The organism is Rhodococcus sp. 14C212, from assembly GCF_011058195.1.
Lineage (GTDB): Bacteria > Actinomycetota > Actinomycetes > Mycobacteriales > Mycobacteriaceae > Rhodococcus > Rhodococcus aetherivorans.
The window spans coordinates 65,111-79,898 of record NZ_JAALEH010000016.1 but is presented as its reverse complement, the minus strand read 5'-3'; the positions used below and the strand labels follow the sequence as shown (position 1 = coordinate 79,898).

Annotated in this window: 11 protein-coding genes and 1 tRNA gene; 8 read left to right on the top strand and 4 right to left on the bottom strand. The window is 66.3% G+C overall.

From position 1 onward, the window contains the following. Positions 1–27 precede the first annotated feature (27 nt). The 3 genes from G6038_RS10380 to fdxA all read left to right on the top strand — a co-directional run bounded on the left by G6038_RS10380 (position 28) and on the right by fdxA (position 3,404). The gene (locus tag G6038_RS10380) at positions 28–1,893 is read left to right on the top strand and encodes a 2-oxoacid:acceptor oxidoreductase subunit alpha (protein ID WP_346772792.1); all 1,866 of its coding nucleotides are present in this window, start codon (positions 28–30) and stop codon (positions 1,891–1,893) included. Further along, a complete protein-coding gene (locus G6038_RS10375) occupies positions 1,890–2,987 on the top strand; it encodes a 2-oxoacid:ferredoxin oxidoreductase subunit beta (protein ID WP_165037578.1) in 1,098 nt (365 codons plus the stop codon). Before G6038_RS10380 ends, G6038_RS10375 begins: the two co-directional genes overlap by 4 nt. 63 nt (positions 2,988–3,050) lie before the next feature. After that, positions 3,051–3,404, top strand: coding sequence for a ferredoxin (gene fdxA / locus G6038_RS10370; protein WP_165037577.1), 354 nt, complete (start codon positions 3,051–3,053; stop codon positions 3,402–3,404). 103 nt (positions 3,405–3,507) lie between these two features. On the opposite strand, the gene G6038_RS10365 is transcribed toward fdxA, so the two are convergent. Next, the gene (locus G6038_RS10365; RefSeq protein WP_165037576.1) at positions 3,508–4,683 is read right to left on the bottom strand and encodes an epoxide hydrolase; all 1,176 of its coding nucleotides are present in this window, start codon (positions 4,681–4,683) and stop codon (positions 3,508–3,510) included. Between the two features lie 20 nt (positions 4,684–4,703). Then, positions 4,704–5,693 (bottom strand): selenide, water dikinase SelD, encoded by a 990-nt coding sequence (gene selD / locus G6038_RS10360; protein WP_072636812.1) that lies wholly within the window; start codon positions 5,691–5,693, stop codon positions 4,704–4,706. An 81-nt stretch (positions 5,694–5,774) separates the two neighbouring features. On the opposite strand from selD, the gene G6038_RS10355 reads away from it, so the two are divergent. The 3 genes from G6038_RS10355 to selB all read left to right on the top strand — a co-directional run bounded on the left by G6038_RS10355 (position 5,775) and on the right by selB (position 8,978). Next, positions 5,775–5,870: transfer RNA gene (locus tag G6038_RS10355), tRNA-Sec, on the top strand. A gap of 28 nt (positions 5,871–5,898) precedes the next feature. Beyond that, the gene (selA, locus tag G6038_RS10350; protein ID WP_072636753.1) at positions 5,899–7,191 is read left to right on the top strand and encodes an L-seryl-tRNA(Sec) selenium transferase; all 1,293 of its coding nucleotides are present in this window, start codon (positions 5,899–5,901) and stop codon (positions 7,189–7,191) included. A gap of 2 nt (positions 7,192–7,193) precedes the next feature. Beyond that, entirely contained in the window at positions 7,194–8,978 is a 1,785-nt protein-coding gene (gene selB / locus G6038_RS10345) for a selenocysteine-specific translation elongation factor (RefSeq protein ID WP_165037575.1), read from the top strand. 18 nt (positions 8,979–8,996) lie between these two features. Here selB and G6038_RS10340 read toward each other — a convergent pair whose 3' ends face one another. Together G6038_RS10340 and G6038_RS10335 are read right to left on the bottom strand one after the other, a co-directional pair. Next, a complete protein-coding gene (locus tag G6038_RS10340; RefSeq protein WP_165037592.1) occupies positions 8,997–10,913 on the bottom strand; it encodes a propionyl-CoA synthetase in 1,917 nt (638 codons plus the stop codon). Then, positions 10,904–11,791 (bottom strand): LLM class F420-dependent oxidoreductase, encoded by an 888-nt coding sequence (locus G6038_RS10335; RefSeq protein ID WP_165037574.1) that lies wholly within the window; start codon positions 11,789–11,791, stop codon positions 10,904–10,906. The genes G6038_RS10340 and G6038_RS10335 overlap by 10 nt, the downstream gene beginning before the upstream one ends. 235 nt (positions 11,792–12,026) lie before the next feature. Between G6038_RS10335 and G6038_RS10330 the strand changes: the two genes are divergently transcribed. Together G6038_RS10330 and G6038_RS10325 are read left to right on the top strand one after the other, a co-directional pair. Further along, positions 12,027–12,614 (top strand): nuclear transport factor 2 family protein, encoded by a 588-nt coding sequence (locus tag G6038_RS10330; protein ID WP_072636757.1) that lies wholly within the window; start codon positions 12,027–12,029, stop codon positions 12,612–12,614. A gap of 73 nt (positions 12,615–12,687) precedes the next feature. Beyond that, positions 12,688–14,661 (top strand): FAD-dependent oxidoreductase, encoded by a 1,974-nt coding sequence (locus G6038_RS10325; RefSeq protein WP_165037573.1) that lies wholly within the window; start codon positions 12,688–12,690, stop codon positions 14,659–14,661. Positions 14,662–14,788 lie beyond the last annotated feature (127 nt).

The following is a 14,788-nucleotide window of genomic DNA, read 5'->3' as shown; positions in this document are numbered from 1 at the left end:
GGTAAACCTGTCCGCCAACTCGATCGCGTGGTGATCAGATTCGCCGGGGATTCCGGCGACGGCATGCAATTGACGGGGGATCGGTTCACCTCGCAGACCGCGGCACTGGGCAACGATCTGTCGACCCTGCCGAACTTCCCGGCCGAGATCCGCGCTCCGCAGGGCACTCTTCCGGGTGTGTCGAGCTTCCAGGTGCATTTCGCCGATCACGACGTGCTCACCCCGGGCGATGCGCCCGATGTGCTTGTCGCGATGAATCCCGCTGCGCTCGTGGCGAATCTGCGTGATCTGCCTCGCGGCGGCACGCTGATCGTCAACACCGACGAGTTCACCAGGCGGAATCTGGCCAAGGTCGGCTACGCCGCCAACCCGCTCGAGGACGGCTCGCTCGAGTCGTGGCACGTGCACCCGGTCGCGCTGACGTCGATCACCGTCGAAGCACTCGGCGAATTCGACTCGTTGTCCCGCAAGGACAAGGAGCGGGCGAAGAACATGTTCGCCCTCGGTCTGCTGTCGTGGATGTACAACCGGCCGACCGCCGGGACGGAAGCCTTCCTGGGCAGGAAGTTCGCGGCCGAGCCCGATCTGCTCGCCGCCAACCTCACCGCGCTGCGCGCCGGGTTCAACTACGGGGAGACCACCGAGGACTTCTCGGTGTCCTACGAGGTCGCCCCGGCGACGATGCCACCGGGGATCTACCGCAACGTCACCGGCAACACGGCCCTGGCGTACGGGCTGGTCGCGGCCGCACACAAGGCGGGCCTGCCGCTGGTGCTCGGCTCGTATCCGATCACGCCGGCCTCGGACATCTTGCACACGCTCGCCGGGCTCAAACGCTACGGCGTGATCACCATGCAGGCCGAGGACGAGATCGCCGGCATCGGGGCCGCGATCGGGGCCTCGTTCGGCGGCGCCGTCGGGGTGACGTCGACGTCCGGGCCGGGAGTGGCGCTCAAGTCCGAGGCGATCGGTCTTGCGGTCTCGCTGGAACTGCCGCTGGTGATCGTCGACGTCCAGCGGGGCGGTCCCTCCACCGGCCTGCCCACCAAGACCGAGCAATCGGATCTGCTGCAGGCGATGTTCGGCCGCAACGGGGAATCGCCGGTGCCGGTCGTTGCTCCGCGGTCCCCGGCCGACTGCTTCGACGCCGCCGTCGAGGCGGTGCGGATCGCCGTCACCTACCGCACCCCGGTGTTCGTGCTGTCCGACGGCTCCCTCGCCAACGGCTCGGAGCCGTGGGCGGTGCCGAGCATCGCCGAGCTGCCCGAGTCGACCGTGCGGTTCACCACCGCACCGAACGATGTCGACGACGACGGCGAACCGGTCTTCCACCCGTTCCTGCGCGACGAGCACACCCTGGCCCGACCGTGGGTGGTCCCCGGCACGCCCGGACTCGAACATCGGGTGGGCGGGATCGAGAAGGCGCACATCACCGGCAACATCTCCTACGACCCGGACAATCACGACCTGATGACGCGGCTGCGGGCCGGCAAGGTCGCCCGGATCGCCGACGCCGTCGGTGACCTCGAGGTCGACGACCCGAGCGGGGACGCGTCGGTGCTGGTGCTGGGATGGGGGTCTACATACGGGCCGATCGCCTCGGCGGTGCGCGCGGTGCGCCGCACCGGCGTCAAGGTTGCCCGCGCCCACCTGCGTCACCTGAACCCGTTCCCCGCCAACACCGGCGAGGTGCTCGCACGCTACGAACGCGTACTGGTCCCGGAGATGAATCTCGGCCAGCTCGCCCTGCTGCTGCGTGCCCGGTATCTCGTCGACGTCCGTTCGTTCACCTCGGTACGCGGGCTGCCGCTCACGACCGCCGAACTGACCGAGGCGATCACATCGATCGCGGTGTCCGACCTCGATGCCGCTTCCCCGGAGGTGCCCGCATGACCACCGATCTCGGTTTCCCGACGAACCACCTCTTCGGCGGAACCGCCGGTGTGCCGCATCATCGCCCCGACGCTCCGAAGCAGACGAAGAAGGACTTCGCCTCCGACCAGGAGGTGCGCTGGTGCCCGGGCTGCGGCGACTACGCCATCCTCGGCGCGGTGCAGAGCTTTCTGCCCGAACTCGGACTCGCCCGGGAGAACATCGTGTTCATCTCCGGCATCGGGTGCTCCTCGCGGTTCCCGTACTACCTCGACACCTACGGCATGCACTCGATCCACGGACGCGCACCGGCCATCGCCACCGGCCTGGCGACGAGCCGACCGGACCTGTCGGTGTGGGTGGTCACCGGCGACGGCGACGCCCTGTCCATCGGCGGCAATCACCTCATCCACGCGCTGCGCCGCAACGTCAACCTCACGATCCTGCTGTTCAACAACCACATCTACGGACTGACCAAGGGACAGTATTCACCCACCTCCGAGGTCGGCAAGATCACCAAATCCACCCCCCTCGGCTCGGTCGACCAGCCGTTCAACCCGGTCTCGCTGGCCCTGGGGGCCGAGGCCAGCTTCGTGGCCCGGACCATGGACTCCGACCGCAAACACCTCACCGAGGTCCTTCGGGCCGCCGCCGAACATCGCGGCACCGCCCTGGTCGAGATCTACCAGAACTGCCCGATCTTCAACGACGGGGCCTTCGACCTGATCAAGGACCGCACCGAACAGCAGGCCCGCCTGGTGCACCTGCGGCACGGGGAGGTCGTCCAACTCGGCCCCGCCGACGATCGCCGGGTACTCGTCCGCCGCACCGGCGGAGCGATGGAGTTCGTCCCCCACGCCCAGTCGCACGGCCTCGACGTCGTTGTCCACGACAGCGCGGCCGCCGAGCCGACACAGGCCTTCGCCTTGTCCCGGCTCGACAGCCCCGAGATGACCCACGTGCCCATGGGCATCTTCCGCAACGTGGCGCGCCCGACCTACGACGACCTCGTGCGCGCCCAGGTCAGCGACTGCGTCGACAACGCCGGCGGCCCGGCCACCGACGCCGACGTCGACGAACTTCTCCGCGGCCGCGACACCTGGACCGTCACCTGAGATGCGACAGATCGCCCTCCGCCCACCACAACCCGACCCGACCCACACCGAAGGTGACAGATCATGGCATATGTGATCACCGAGCCCTGCATCGACGTCATGGACCGATCCTGCATGGAAGAATGTCCGGTCGACTGCATCTACGAAGGCGCACGAGCGCTCTACATCCACCCCGACGAGTGCGTCGACTGCGGAGCATGCGAGCCCGTATGCCCCGTCGAAGCCATCTTCTACGAAGACGACGTCCCACAGGAGTGGACCCCGCACATCGCCGACAACGCTGCCTTCTTCGCCGAACCGCTGTCCGGCCACGCCGAGCCGCTCGGCTCGCCGGGAGGTGCGGCCAAGCTCGGTGCCACAGCCACCGACACCACCATGGTCGCACGATTCCCGTTGCGCGAGAACAACACACACTGAACTCCGGTACGTCCCGCCTCGGATTGCAGAGCCCAGCGGAAACTCGGGTGGCCCGGCTGCGCGCCGGGTCACCCACCGGGGAGAATCCGGGCAATCGGAGCACTCAGCGCAAGAGCCGGAAGACGGCCCTGATGTCGTCCACGACGGCCCGCGGCTCCTCGGCGGGAGCGAAGTGACCGCCGAACGGATGCTCTTTGGTATAGCGCACGTCGAACTGCCGTTCCGCCTCACTCGAACGGCTGCTCACGTCGAATCTCATGTACGACACTCCCGTCGGCACGTTGACCAGAGGCGTGTGCGAATGGGACGGCTGCCACGGGTTCCGTCCGGCTTCGGCGTACAGCCGGGCCGAGGTCACGAAGGTGTCGGTGAACCAGTAGATCGACGTGGTGGTCAGCAGGAAGTCGCGGTTGAATGCCTGCTCGACGTCGCCGTCGTTGGCACTCCAGGCCCGGCGCCGCTCCACCAACCAAGCCAGCAGTCCCACCGGCGAATCGTGTAGGGCATAGGCGAGGGTCTGCGGATCCAGCATGTGCACGGCGACATGACTGGCGACGCGGCGCTGGATGTCGAGGTGAGCGATCCGTGTCGACTCCGGCAGGTCGTCGGACACCATTCGCCCGGCGGTCACATCCCATGGTCGCTGACTGTTCCAGTGATCGAGTCGGGGTGTGCTCGTCAAGTGAATTCCGATGACGCTGTCAGGGTACTTGTGACCGAGTTGAGCCGTGGTCGTGGCACCCCAGTCCCCACCGTGGGCACCGAATCGGCTGAACCCCAGGTGCTCCGTCATGAGTCTGTGGATGGGGTCGGCGGCACGCCACGCATTCATGCCGGGCTGCACGAGCGGCGAAGAGAATCCGAAACCCGGCATGGACACGACAATGACCTCGAAACTGTCGTTCGGATCGCCACCGAAGGACGCGGGATCTGCCAGCGGCCGGATCAATTCGTGATAGTCCCAGAAGGTCCAGGGCCAGCCGTGGATCATGACCAGTGGGATCGGATTCGGCCCCTTGCCCGGCTCCCGCATGAAGTGCAATGGGACGCCGTCGATCTCGGTCTTGTAGTGGGTGAAGCTGTTGATCAGACGCTCTTGGGCGCGCCAATCGTAGCCGTGCAGCCAGTAGTCGACCAGACCGCGCAGATACTCACCGTTCGCGCCGTAGTTCCACTCGTCGTTCGCCATGTCGTGCGGCCAGTTGGTGGCCTCCAATCGACGCCTCAACTCCTCCAGTTTCACGTCCGGAACGGCAATCTCGAACGGCTCTGTACCCATTGCGGCGATCGACCTCCGGCTCAGCGCACCACGACCACGGATTCCCCACGGGGAACGAATTCGCCGATGACCGTGCCCGCGGGAATCTCTCCCGCCAGCAACAAACCACCGCTGGTCTGTGCGTCGGCAAGCAAGATGAGGACATCGTCGCCCACGCCGGCCTCCAGGTGCGGACGTACCCAATCAAGGTTTCGTTTGCTCCCGCCGGGAACGTACCCGTCGGCCAAGGACTCACGAGCACCGGCCAGGTATGGGACCGCGGCCGCATCGACGACCACACTGACGCCGGACGCCCGCGCCATCTTGTAGAGGTGCCCCAGCAGGCCGAACCCGGTGACGTCCGTCGCGGCCTCGATCCCCGCATCCAGCGCCTGACCAGCAGCCTCGCGGTTGAGTGTCACCATGGACTCCACGGCTTCGGGGAACTGTTCGCCTGTCGCCTTGTGCCGGTTGTTGAGAATGCCGACACCGAGCGGTTTGGTCAGCGACAGCGCCTGTCCGGGACGAGCGGCATCGTTGCGCAGTAGGCGTCGAGCGTCGGCGACTCCCGTGACGGCCATACCGTACTTGGGTTCCGGGTCGTCCACGCTGTGACCTCCGGCAACGGGACATTCTGCCTCTCGGGCGATGTCCAGGCCGCCCCGTAGGACCTCCCGAACGAGTTCGACCGGGAGAACCTCCCTCGGCCAGCCTAAGAGGTTGAGCGCCACCAGCGGTCGGCCCCCCATTGCGTATATGTCGGACAACGCGTTCGCGGCGGCGATCCTGCCCCAGTCGTAGGGGTCGTCCACCACTGGGGTGAAGAAGTCGGCAGTCGCAATAACCGCCGTATCGCCGCTGAGCCGGACGGCGGCCGCGTCGTCCCCGTCGTCGAGGCCTACGAGGAGGTCCGACGACACCACACCGACGAGGCCCTGGACGATCTCCTCCAATTCGCCCGGCGGGATCTTGCAGGCACATCCGCCGCCGTGGGCGAACTGAGTGAGGCGATAGGACTCTGCAACAGTCATGACCACAACTGTATGCCATCTGGTGGACAGAATGGCACCCTGTTGGTGCACACAATCCGTCATGCCGCTATAGTTGGCCGCGGAGATGTCTGGGTTCCTGGTGGTCCCCCCGGTCTTCAAAACCGGTGAGATCGAGTATCTCGGTCTGGCGGGTTCGATTCCCGTCCATCTCCGCCACACTCTCGCACGACCGACGGAGGCATGGGTGCTCGACCCCGATCCACGCAGGGGGATTCCTCGCACCGACGCGCTCCTCGCTCGTCCGGACCTCGGCGAGGCCGTGGAGCGACTAGGACGCCCCACCGTCCTCGAAGCGGTGCGGACCGCGCAACGCCTCGCCCGGACCGGCGAGGTGTCACCGTCCGCCGTGCCTGAGACTGCCTTGCGCCTGCTCCCCTCCCGGGCCACGACTCTCCGGCCACTGCTCAACGCGACGGGCGTCGTCGTGCACACGAACATCGGTAGGGCGCCGCTGTCGGACGCGGCCGTCGAGGCGATCGTCGCCGCAGCGGCATACGTGGACGTCGAGTACGACGTGGCAAGCGGCGCCCGCGCACAGCGGGGCCGCGGGACGCTTGCCGCGTTGCGCGCGGCGGTCCCGTCCGCGGGCGACGCCCTCGTGGTCAACAACGGTGCTGCCGCCCTCGTGCTCGCGACGACGACCCTGGCCGCCGGGTCCGAGGTGCTCGTCAGCCGCGGCGAGATGGTCGAGATCGGCGATGGCTTCCGCCTCCCGGACCTCCTCGCTTCCACCGGAGCGCGCCTGCGCGAAGTCGGCACGACCAATCGGACTCATTTGCGGGACTATGCCGATGCCCTCGGCCCGGACACGGGTTGCATCCTGAAGGTGCACCCGAGCAACTTCAAGATCGATGGATTCACCGCCTCGGTGGGTTTGGCCGAGCTGTCCGGCCTCGGTGTGCCGGTGATCATGGACATCGGTAGCGGTCTGCTGCGCCCCGACCCGCTCTTGCCCGACGAACCGGACGCGTCCACGTGCCTGGCGGAGGGGGCTTCCCTCGTCACGGCGAGCGGGGACAAGCTTCTGGGGGGTCCACAAGCGGGAATCGTGTTCGGCCAGGCCGACATCGTGCAGCGAATGCGGCGCCATCCTCTCGCGCGGGCCCTGCGCGTCGACAAACTGACCCTGGCCGCCCTCGAAGCCACTCTTCGCGGACCCGCACATCCGGTGATGCGGTATCTCCACGCAGATCCGACGCGTCTGCGTGAGCGGGCCGAGCGGATCGCGGCGTCCGTGGGGTGCGACGTGGTTTCCGTCGACGGCGCCGTCGGCGGCGGAGGGGCGCCGGGTGTCGTGCTTCCCGGATATGCCGTGTCGTTGCCGGCCACCTGCGCCGAGGCTCTTCGTCACGGTGATCCGGGTGTCGTGGCGCGCGTCGAGCGGGGTCGCTGCCTGGTCGACCCGAGATGTGTACCGGAGGCGGCAGACGCCGCTCTGACGACCGCCGTGCGCGTTGCGCTGGCTGCTGTGAGTTGACCATGTACGTGATCGCGACCGCCGGGCACGTCGATCATGGCAAATCGGCTCTCGTCCGTGCTCTCACCGGAATCGAACCGGACCGTTGGACCGAGGAGCACCAGCGCGGCATGACGATCGACCTGGGCTACGCCTGGACCAGGCTGCCCTCCGGTGCGGACCTTGCCATCGTCGACGTCCCAGGACATGAGCGTTTCGTCTCGAATATGCTTGCGGGACTTGGGCCTCTACGCGCCGCTCTGTTCGTCGTCGCCGCGGACGAGGGCTGGCGACAGCAGTCCGCCGAACATCTCGCCGCCGCGGATGCACTGGGAATCGAACACGGCCTGCTCGTCGTCACCCGAACAGACCTGGCGGATCCCCGTCCGGCGCTGCGTGAAGCGCGCGACGCGCTGGCTCGGACGAGCCTGCGTGACACGCCGGCCGTCGCGGTGTCGGCTCTCACCGGAGAGGGACTGAGCGAGTTGCGGAGCCGCCTCGACGATCTTGTCGGTTCCCTTCCACCTTCGGACGTCGAGGGCCCGGCCCGGTTATGGGTCGACCGCTCCTTCACAATCCACGGCAGTGGCACAGTGGTGACCGGCACCCTGAGTCAGGGAACCGTCGCGGTGGGCGACGAACTCCTGCTCAACGGGCGTCGGGTGCGGGTTCGAGGTGTGCAGTCGCTCGGTAGGCCACGGACCCGGGTGAAAGCAGTCGCCCGCGTAGGACTCAATCTACGGAATTTGCCAGCCGGTGCCGTCGGCCGCGGGGACGCCCTGGTCACGCCCGGGGGATGGCGCAGCATCTCCGTCCTGGATGTACGCATGAGCGCGGACCCGCGCGAATCCGCCCAGGAAGTCATGGTGCATGTGGGGACCGCCGGCGTCTCGGCTCGGATCCGTCCTTTGGGCGCCGACACCGCACGACTGACTCTACGTATTCCCTTGCCTCTGACGACGGGCGATCGGGGTATCCTCCGCAATCCCGGGGCACACGACTCGGTCCAGGGCTTTGTGGTGCTCGACATCGATCCACCCGCGCTGACTCGACGAGGAGCGGCAGCGAAGTGGGCACAGACGCTCGCGCAGGCGCCGCATCGGCCGGACTTGCAGCGTGAGGTTTCACGACGCGGAGCCCTGCATATGGCCGACGCCCGGGAATTGGGAGTTCTGCGGTCCGGCCACGAAGAGTCCTTACCCGACGGCGTCATCGCCTACGGCGATTGGCTCGTCTCCCCCGAGGCACTCGCACAGTGGCGTCAGGACCTGGTGCAGGCGCTGGCGGAGCGAGCCGAGACAGAGCCGCTCGACCCGACGCTCAGTGTCGGCGCGGGCCGGGCTGCCATCCACCTCCCCGACCCGGCCCTCATGCCGCTCGTGTTGGCGGGCGTCGACGTCGAGGTCATCGACGGGCGGCTACAGGCACCAGGTGTGGTGGCGTCGCTGGGTCCGGCCGAGCATGCGCTTCGCGCTCTCGAGCAACGACTCGCCGCCTCTCCGTTCGCTGCACCGGAACGCGGCGACCTCACGAATGCAGGCCTGGGTTCTCGCGAGATCGCCGCGGCGATCCGGCTCGGTCGCCTGATCCGAGTCGGCCAAGCCGGGCGCGACGACGTCGTCCTGTTGCCTCTGGCTCCCGCGCAGGCCATGCGCGTCCTCGCTGCCCTACCCCAGCCGTTCACCACGAGCGAGGCCCGCCAGGCGCTCGGCACGACCCGGCGGGTAGCGCTGCCTCTCCTCGAACATCTCGACGCGCGAGGATGGACGCGGCGAATCGATGCAGGGCACCGCGTCGTGGTCCGCTGAAATCGAGAGCGATCCCGATCACGAACCCCGAAGAACGGGTTCGAGGGTGTCGAGGACGGCGGAATCCTCGATGGTCGCCGGAACCACCGGACTGCCTCCGTCAGCCATTTCGCGCATCGTTCTGCGCAGAATCTTGCCGGAGCGCGTCTTCGGCAGTGCCGAAACGATGTCGACCCGGCGGAGCGCAGCCACCGCACCCACTTCCGTCCGGACCCGATCGACGAGCTCGGCACGAATGCGAGGGCCGTCGGCCTCGCCGTCGATTCCCGACTTGAGCACCACCAGAGCACGCGGCACTTGGCCCTTGAGGTCGTCGCGAACCCCGATGACCGCGCATTCCGCCACCGCGTCGTGTCCCGCGAGCGCGGCTTCGAGGGAACCGGTGGAAAGCCGGTGCCCGGCAACGTTGAGCACGTCGTCGGTCCGACCCATCACGAACAGATAGCCGTCCTTGTCGATGTAACCGCCGTCGCCGGTGAGGTAGTAGCCCGGGTACGTCGACAAGTACGAACTCACGTACCGCTCGTCGTCGTGCCACAAGGTAGGAAGGGTGCCCGGCGGCATGGGCAGCTTGATGCAGATCGCGCCCTCGGTACCCGGTTCGACCTGTCGGCCGTCCTGATCGAGAACGTGCACGTCGTATCCCGGAACAGGCTTCGTCGGCGAGCCTGGCTTGACCGGCATGAGTTCGATCCCCCTCGGGTTGCATGCGACCGGCCACCCGGTTTCGGTCTGCCACCAGTTGTCGATCACCGGTACACCGAGCCTCGATGTGGCCCAGTGGTACGTGTCCGGGTCGAGACGCTCACCGGCGAGGAAGAGTGTGCGGAACTCGGACAGGTCGTGCCCGGCGAGAAGATCCGCCTGCGGATCGTCCTTCTTGATGGCGCGCAGCGCAGTAGGTGCGGTGAAGAGGGCCACGGCTCGGTACTCGGACGCAACGCGCCAGAATGCACCGGCATCGGGAGTGCCGACCGGCTTCCCCTCGTAGAGGACGGTCGTAGCCCCGGCCAACAACGGCCCGTACACAATGTACGAGTGGCCGACCACCCAACCGACATCGCTTGCGGTGAACATCGTCTCGCCCGGTGCGACGTCGTAGAGATTCTCCATCGACCACCGCAACGCGACCGCGTACCCGCCACTGTCGCGATAGATGCCCTTCGGCTTTCCCGTCGTACCCGACGTGTAAAGGATATAGAGAGGGTCGGTGGACGCAACCGGCACGGGGTCGGCACCTGCTGCGGCCGCCTCGCTCGATTCCCACTCCGCCCAGTCGAGATCGCGTTCTCCCAGTTCGACGCGCCCCTGCTCCCTCTGAAGGATGACGCAGCGTTCCGGTTTCCGAGTCGACCGTTCGATCGCCTCGTCCAGAAACGGCTTGTAGTGCACTACACGGGACGGTTCGATTCCACACGAGGCGGAGAGGATCACCTTCGGTGCAGCGTCCTCGATGCGCACGGCGAGTTCCTGAGGTGCGAATCCACCGAAGACGACCGAGTGGACAGCCCCGAGCCGCGCACACGCGAGCATCGCGATGGCAGCCTCTGGAACCATCGGCATGTAAATCAGTACGCGGTCGCCCTTCTCGACGCCGAGTCCACGCAGTCCACCCGCGACGGCACGCACGCGCGCCAGCAACTGCGAGTAGGTGATTGTCGACTTCCGGCCCGTCACCGGTGAGTCGTAGTAGATGGCCGCCTGCTCGCCTCGGCCCGCCTCCACGTAGCGGTCGACCGCGTTGTAGCACACATTGAGTTCACCATCCGAGTACCAGCGATAGAACGGGGCGTCGGTGTCGTCGAGGATTCGTGTGGGAAAGGAGATCCAATCGATGGATCGGGCAGCTTCCGCCCAGAAGGCAGACGGGTCGGCGAGGCTCCGCTCGAAGGCACGAGCGTAGTCACCCTGGGGTGGCTGGGAAGTCACATGCATGTTTTCGCAAACCTTTCGAGTGCATCGATGTGTTGACTCACGAAAGTGCAGGCCGGATCTCGAATGTGCATCCGCTCCGCAGCGGTGCTGATGGTTCGGAACGAAAAGTGCGTGCCACCGACGATCTCGAACGCGGTCAGGCGACGCTCCCACTCCTTCTCGCCGGCGGTGACGTCCACGACCGCCTCCAGTCCGAAGGTGGCGGGATCACGGCCGTATCCGGCGACGAGATCGAGGACGACGGGAGCCTGCTCGAAAACCTCGGGACGGGTCGATCCCCACATGAAGCCGTCCCCGTGCCGCGCTGCCCGCTCGAGGGCCGGCCGGGCCTTACCCCCGCACCACAGCGGAATCGGCACCTCGGGTAGCGGTAGGATTCCGGCCCGATCGACCCGGTGGAATCGGCCCTCGAAATCGATCACAGGCTCGGTCCACAGCCTGCGCAGAAGCTTCATCTGCTCGGTCAATCTCGGACCGCGGGTGTCGAAGTCCTGACCGAGCGACTCGTACTCGGTGTGGTTCCACCCCGTGCCGACAGCCAGCCGAATCCTACCCCCGGAGAGCAGGCTCACCTCTGCGACCTGCTTCGCCACAAGCGCGGTCTGCCGCTGCGGCAGGACCAGGACTCCCGTGCAGAATTCCAGGGTGCTTGTCAATGCAGCCAGGAAACCGAAAAGGACCAACGGCTCGTGAAACGGATCCTTCTCGTCATAGGGCCCGGTCAGCGGGGGTTCCCGTGACTCCTGGACTGCGCCCAGCACGTGATCGTACGCGACGAGGTGATCGAAGCCGAGCCCCTCGACCGCCTGGACGTAATCGCGGACAGCGATCGGATCGCTTCCGACCTCCTGCGTCGGCAGAACCGCACCGAACCTCATGGGCACACTCCTTCCTCTCCCGCGGCTGCAGCATGCGAAGGATCAGCTCCACCCCAGAAACGTCCACATAGTCGACCATTATGCATGCAGCTATGCTATCGCAGTCCCAACTTCGACGGCTGTGAGGTCATCCGCCCGCTCGGTACGCGCCGACCGTACCTCCTCCCCTATTGCCCTTGCCGCCGATAGCATGCAAAATTGCCGAATATCACGCTCGCAGCTGAGGAGAGAACAAGTGACGATCGATTGGAACGCACGCCTCCAACTCATGTGGGACCGCCAGGAGATCGAACGGGTCCTGTACACGTATTGCCGGGGGGTCGACCGGCAGGACCTCGAGGTTCTCAAATCCGTGTATCACTCCGACGCCATCGATGAGCACGGCTACTTCGTCGGCAATGCCCACGAGTTCGCCGAGCACGTACTCGAGCGCATGGCAGTAAACGTGTCATACGGGCAGCATCAGGTGACGAACCCGCTGATCGAGGTCGAGGGAGACAAGGCCATCTGCGAGTCGTCGTACTGGGGCTACCACAAGGTCCCCGCCGGCTGGGAGTCCCTGTCCACATTCTTCGGCGAGAAATACGCCGAGCGGGCCAAGGAGGAGGGAACTCTGGACAAGCCACACGAATACCTCTGCGGTGGAAGGTATCTCGACAACTTCGAGCGACGCGACGGCGTGTGGCGGATTGTGCATCGGCGCATCACGAACGAGTGGAACCAGACCGGCCCGTCGACCGAGCAAACCGAGGGGTCTCGCGCGGCCCTGACCCTCCCTGGAAAGCGCGACAAGACGGACCCCGTCTACTCGCTCAGGATATAGCCGGCCGCGCGACAGCTGAACCCCATCCGGGCAAGGACACGCCCGGACTCTCACCGAAGGAGCTCGCTCACCGATGGCCGTCTCGCGCGTCCTACCACACGTCTTCAGTCCCGTGAAGGTCGGAACTCTCGACCTCACTCAGCGCGTCGTCGTCCCGACACATGCAGGTGGGGGTGGCTCGTTGACCGGTCCGAGCCCACTCTTCGAGCGCTTTCTGGCGTACTGGAAGACACGCATCGACGGCGGCGCCGAATGGATCGGCGGCAGCCCTGCCTTCGTGGCCAGCCCCGCCAATCCCGGTTTCGAGGCGACCGGAGTCGGCGCCAACCAGGCGGGCACGATTCGCACAGTCAACTTCGCCTCCCGGCTCGCCACTTTCACCGATATGGTCCACTCGTCGGGCGCCTATGTGACGCAACAGTTCCTGATTCAGGGAGGCACACCGCTAGGCCCGTCCAATGCCCTGTCGGGATTCTTCGAACACAGGATTCCCCACGCTACGTCGCTCGAGGAGATCAACTGGCTCGTCGGCGAGTACGCCGCCAGCGCGAAGATCGTCGCAGACGCGGGGGTCGATGCCCTCGAACTACACGCATGTCACGACGACCTTCTGCAATGGTTCCTGTCGCCCTTCACCAACAAGCGTACGGATGCCTATGGCGGGAGCCTGGAGAACAACCGACGCCTGGTTCGCGAGATCGTCGAACGGATGCGGGACAGTGTCGGACGACCGATCACCCTCGGTCTGCGCCTGAACCTCGAGGAGACGGTGGAAGGCGGCCAGGATGTCGAATACGTCCAAGAACTGGTCAGCGCGTTCACGGCAGACGGGACTGTCGACTACTTCAGCTTCGTCGCAGGGGACAACTGGGGGCGCTTACCCTATATCCAGCCGGGCTTCTTCAAGGAAGGCGAGTGGGCCCCCACGTGCGGACGCATCAAGGAAGCGACCAACCTTCCGGTCATCTACGTCGGTCGTGTCGCATCCGTCGAACGCGCCGAGGAAATTCTGGCCGCCGGCCAGGCCGACCTGGTGGGGATGGCCCGCGCGGCTATCGCTGATCCCATGTTCCTTCGCAATGCCCGCGAGGGTCGCAGTCGAGAGACGCGACACTGCATCGGCATGAACGAGTGCATCGACCGCGGGATGGCCGAGGGCATGTCGTTCGGCTGCGGCATCAACCCGCGGGCGGGTCGGGCGGAATATCCCGATTCGGCCCCGGCCAAGGAAGTCAAGAACGTCCTGGTCATCGGTGGCGGCCCCGCAGGCACCGAGTTCGCCGCTCAGATGGCCGAGCGTGGTCATCACGTCCGCCTGTGGGAGGGCGAATCCGCGCTCGGTGGTCAATTCGCCGCAGCCGGACGCCTGCGTATCCATGGGGATCACTATCCGGACTGGATCCAGTGGCAGGGTGCACGACTCAAGTCGCTGGACGTCGACGTCGTCTTGAACAAGTTCGCGACTGCCGCCGACGTCCTGGCCGCCGAAGCAGACATCGTCGCGGTCGCGACAGGAGCCACACCGCGTCGCCCGTTGGCCACCGGCCTCGACCAGCCCAACGTTGTGACAGCGTACGACGTCGCGCGTGGGGTCGCGGTGCCGTCCGGCCGGGTCGTACTTCTCTCGGAGGACGACCGCAGCCTGCCCCTGACGGTAGCCGACCACATCGCGTCGCTGGGGTTGGACGTGACCGTCGTTCATGCCTCGCCCGGCCCCTCATCGCTCGTGAGCAAATACACGATCGGCGCCATTCTGGCGCGTCTGGATGCCCAGGGCGTCAAGACGATACCCAGTGCGAGGCTGACGGCTGTGAACGGCAGGTCGATCACGTTGTCCCACATCTATAGTGGTCGAACGTGGGATCTGACCGACGTGGACACCGTCGTGCTCGCGTGCGGCTCTGTCCCAGAGGACGGCCTGTTCCACGAACTGAGCGGTGTTCATCCAGAGGTGCACCTCCTGGGTGATGCCTATGCTCCCCGGCGCGCGGCATTCGCCACCCTGCAGGCGCTGGAACTGGCCGAGCTTCTCAGCCCGGCTGAATGAGCCGACGACACACCCGGCAGCTCCGAGTCACCGAATCGGTCACCAGAGCTGCCGGGTGACGTAATCGAAGCTCTTGCGAACTGCAGGACTCCACTTTCGCGCCGAATTCCCGGATGTGGTGCCGAGT

What these genes read in the sequence shown, in the direction of transcription:
- G6038_RS10375 (WP_165037578.1), top strand. Translation starts at nt 1,890, where the DNA reads ATGACCACCGATCTCGGTTTCCCGACGAACCACCTCTTCGGCGGAACC.
- fdxA (WP_165037577.1), top strand. Translation starts at nt 3,051, where the DNA reads ATGGCATATGTGATCACCGAGCCCTGCATCGACGTCATGGACCGATCC.
- G6038_RS10365 (WP_165037576.1), bottom strand. Translation starts at nt 4,683, where the DNA reads ATGGGTACAGAGCCGTTCGAGATTGCCGTTCCGGACGTGAAACTGGAG.
- selD (WP_072636812.1), bottom strand. Translation starts at nt 5,693, where the DNA reads ATGACTGTTGCAGAGTCCTATCGCCTCACTCAGTTCGCCCACGGCGGC.
- selB (WP_165037575.1), top strand. Translation starts at nt 7,194, where the DNA reads ATGTACGTGATCGCGACCGCCGGGCACGTCGATCATGGCAAATCGGCT.
- G6038_RS10340 (WP_165037592.1), bottom strand. Translation starts at nt 10,913, where the DNA reads ATGCATGTGACTTCCCAGCCACCCCAGGGTGACTACGCTCGTGCCTTC.
- G6038_RS10335 (WP_165037574.1), bottom strand. Translation starts at nt 11,791, where the DNA reads ATGAGGTTCGGTGCGGTTCTGCCGACGCAGGAGGTCGGAAGCGATCCG.
- G6038_RS10325 (WP_165037573.1), top strand. Translation starts at nt 12,688, where the DNA reads ATGGCCGTCTCGCGCGTCCTACCACACGTCTTCAGTCCCGTGAAGGTC.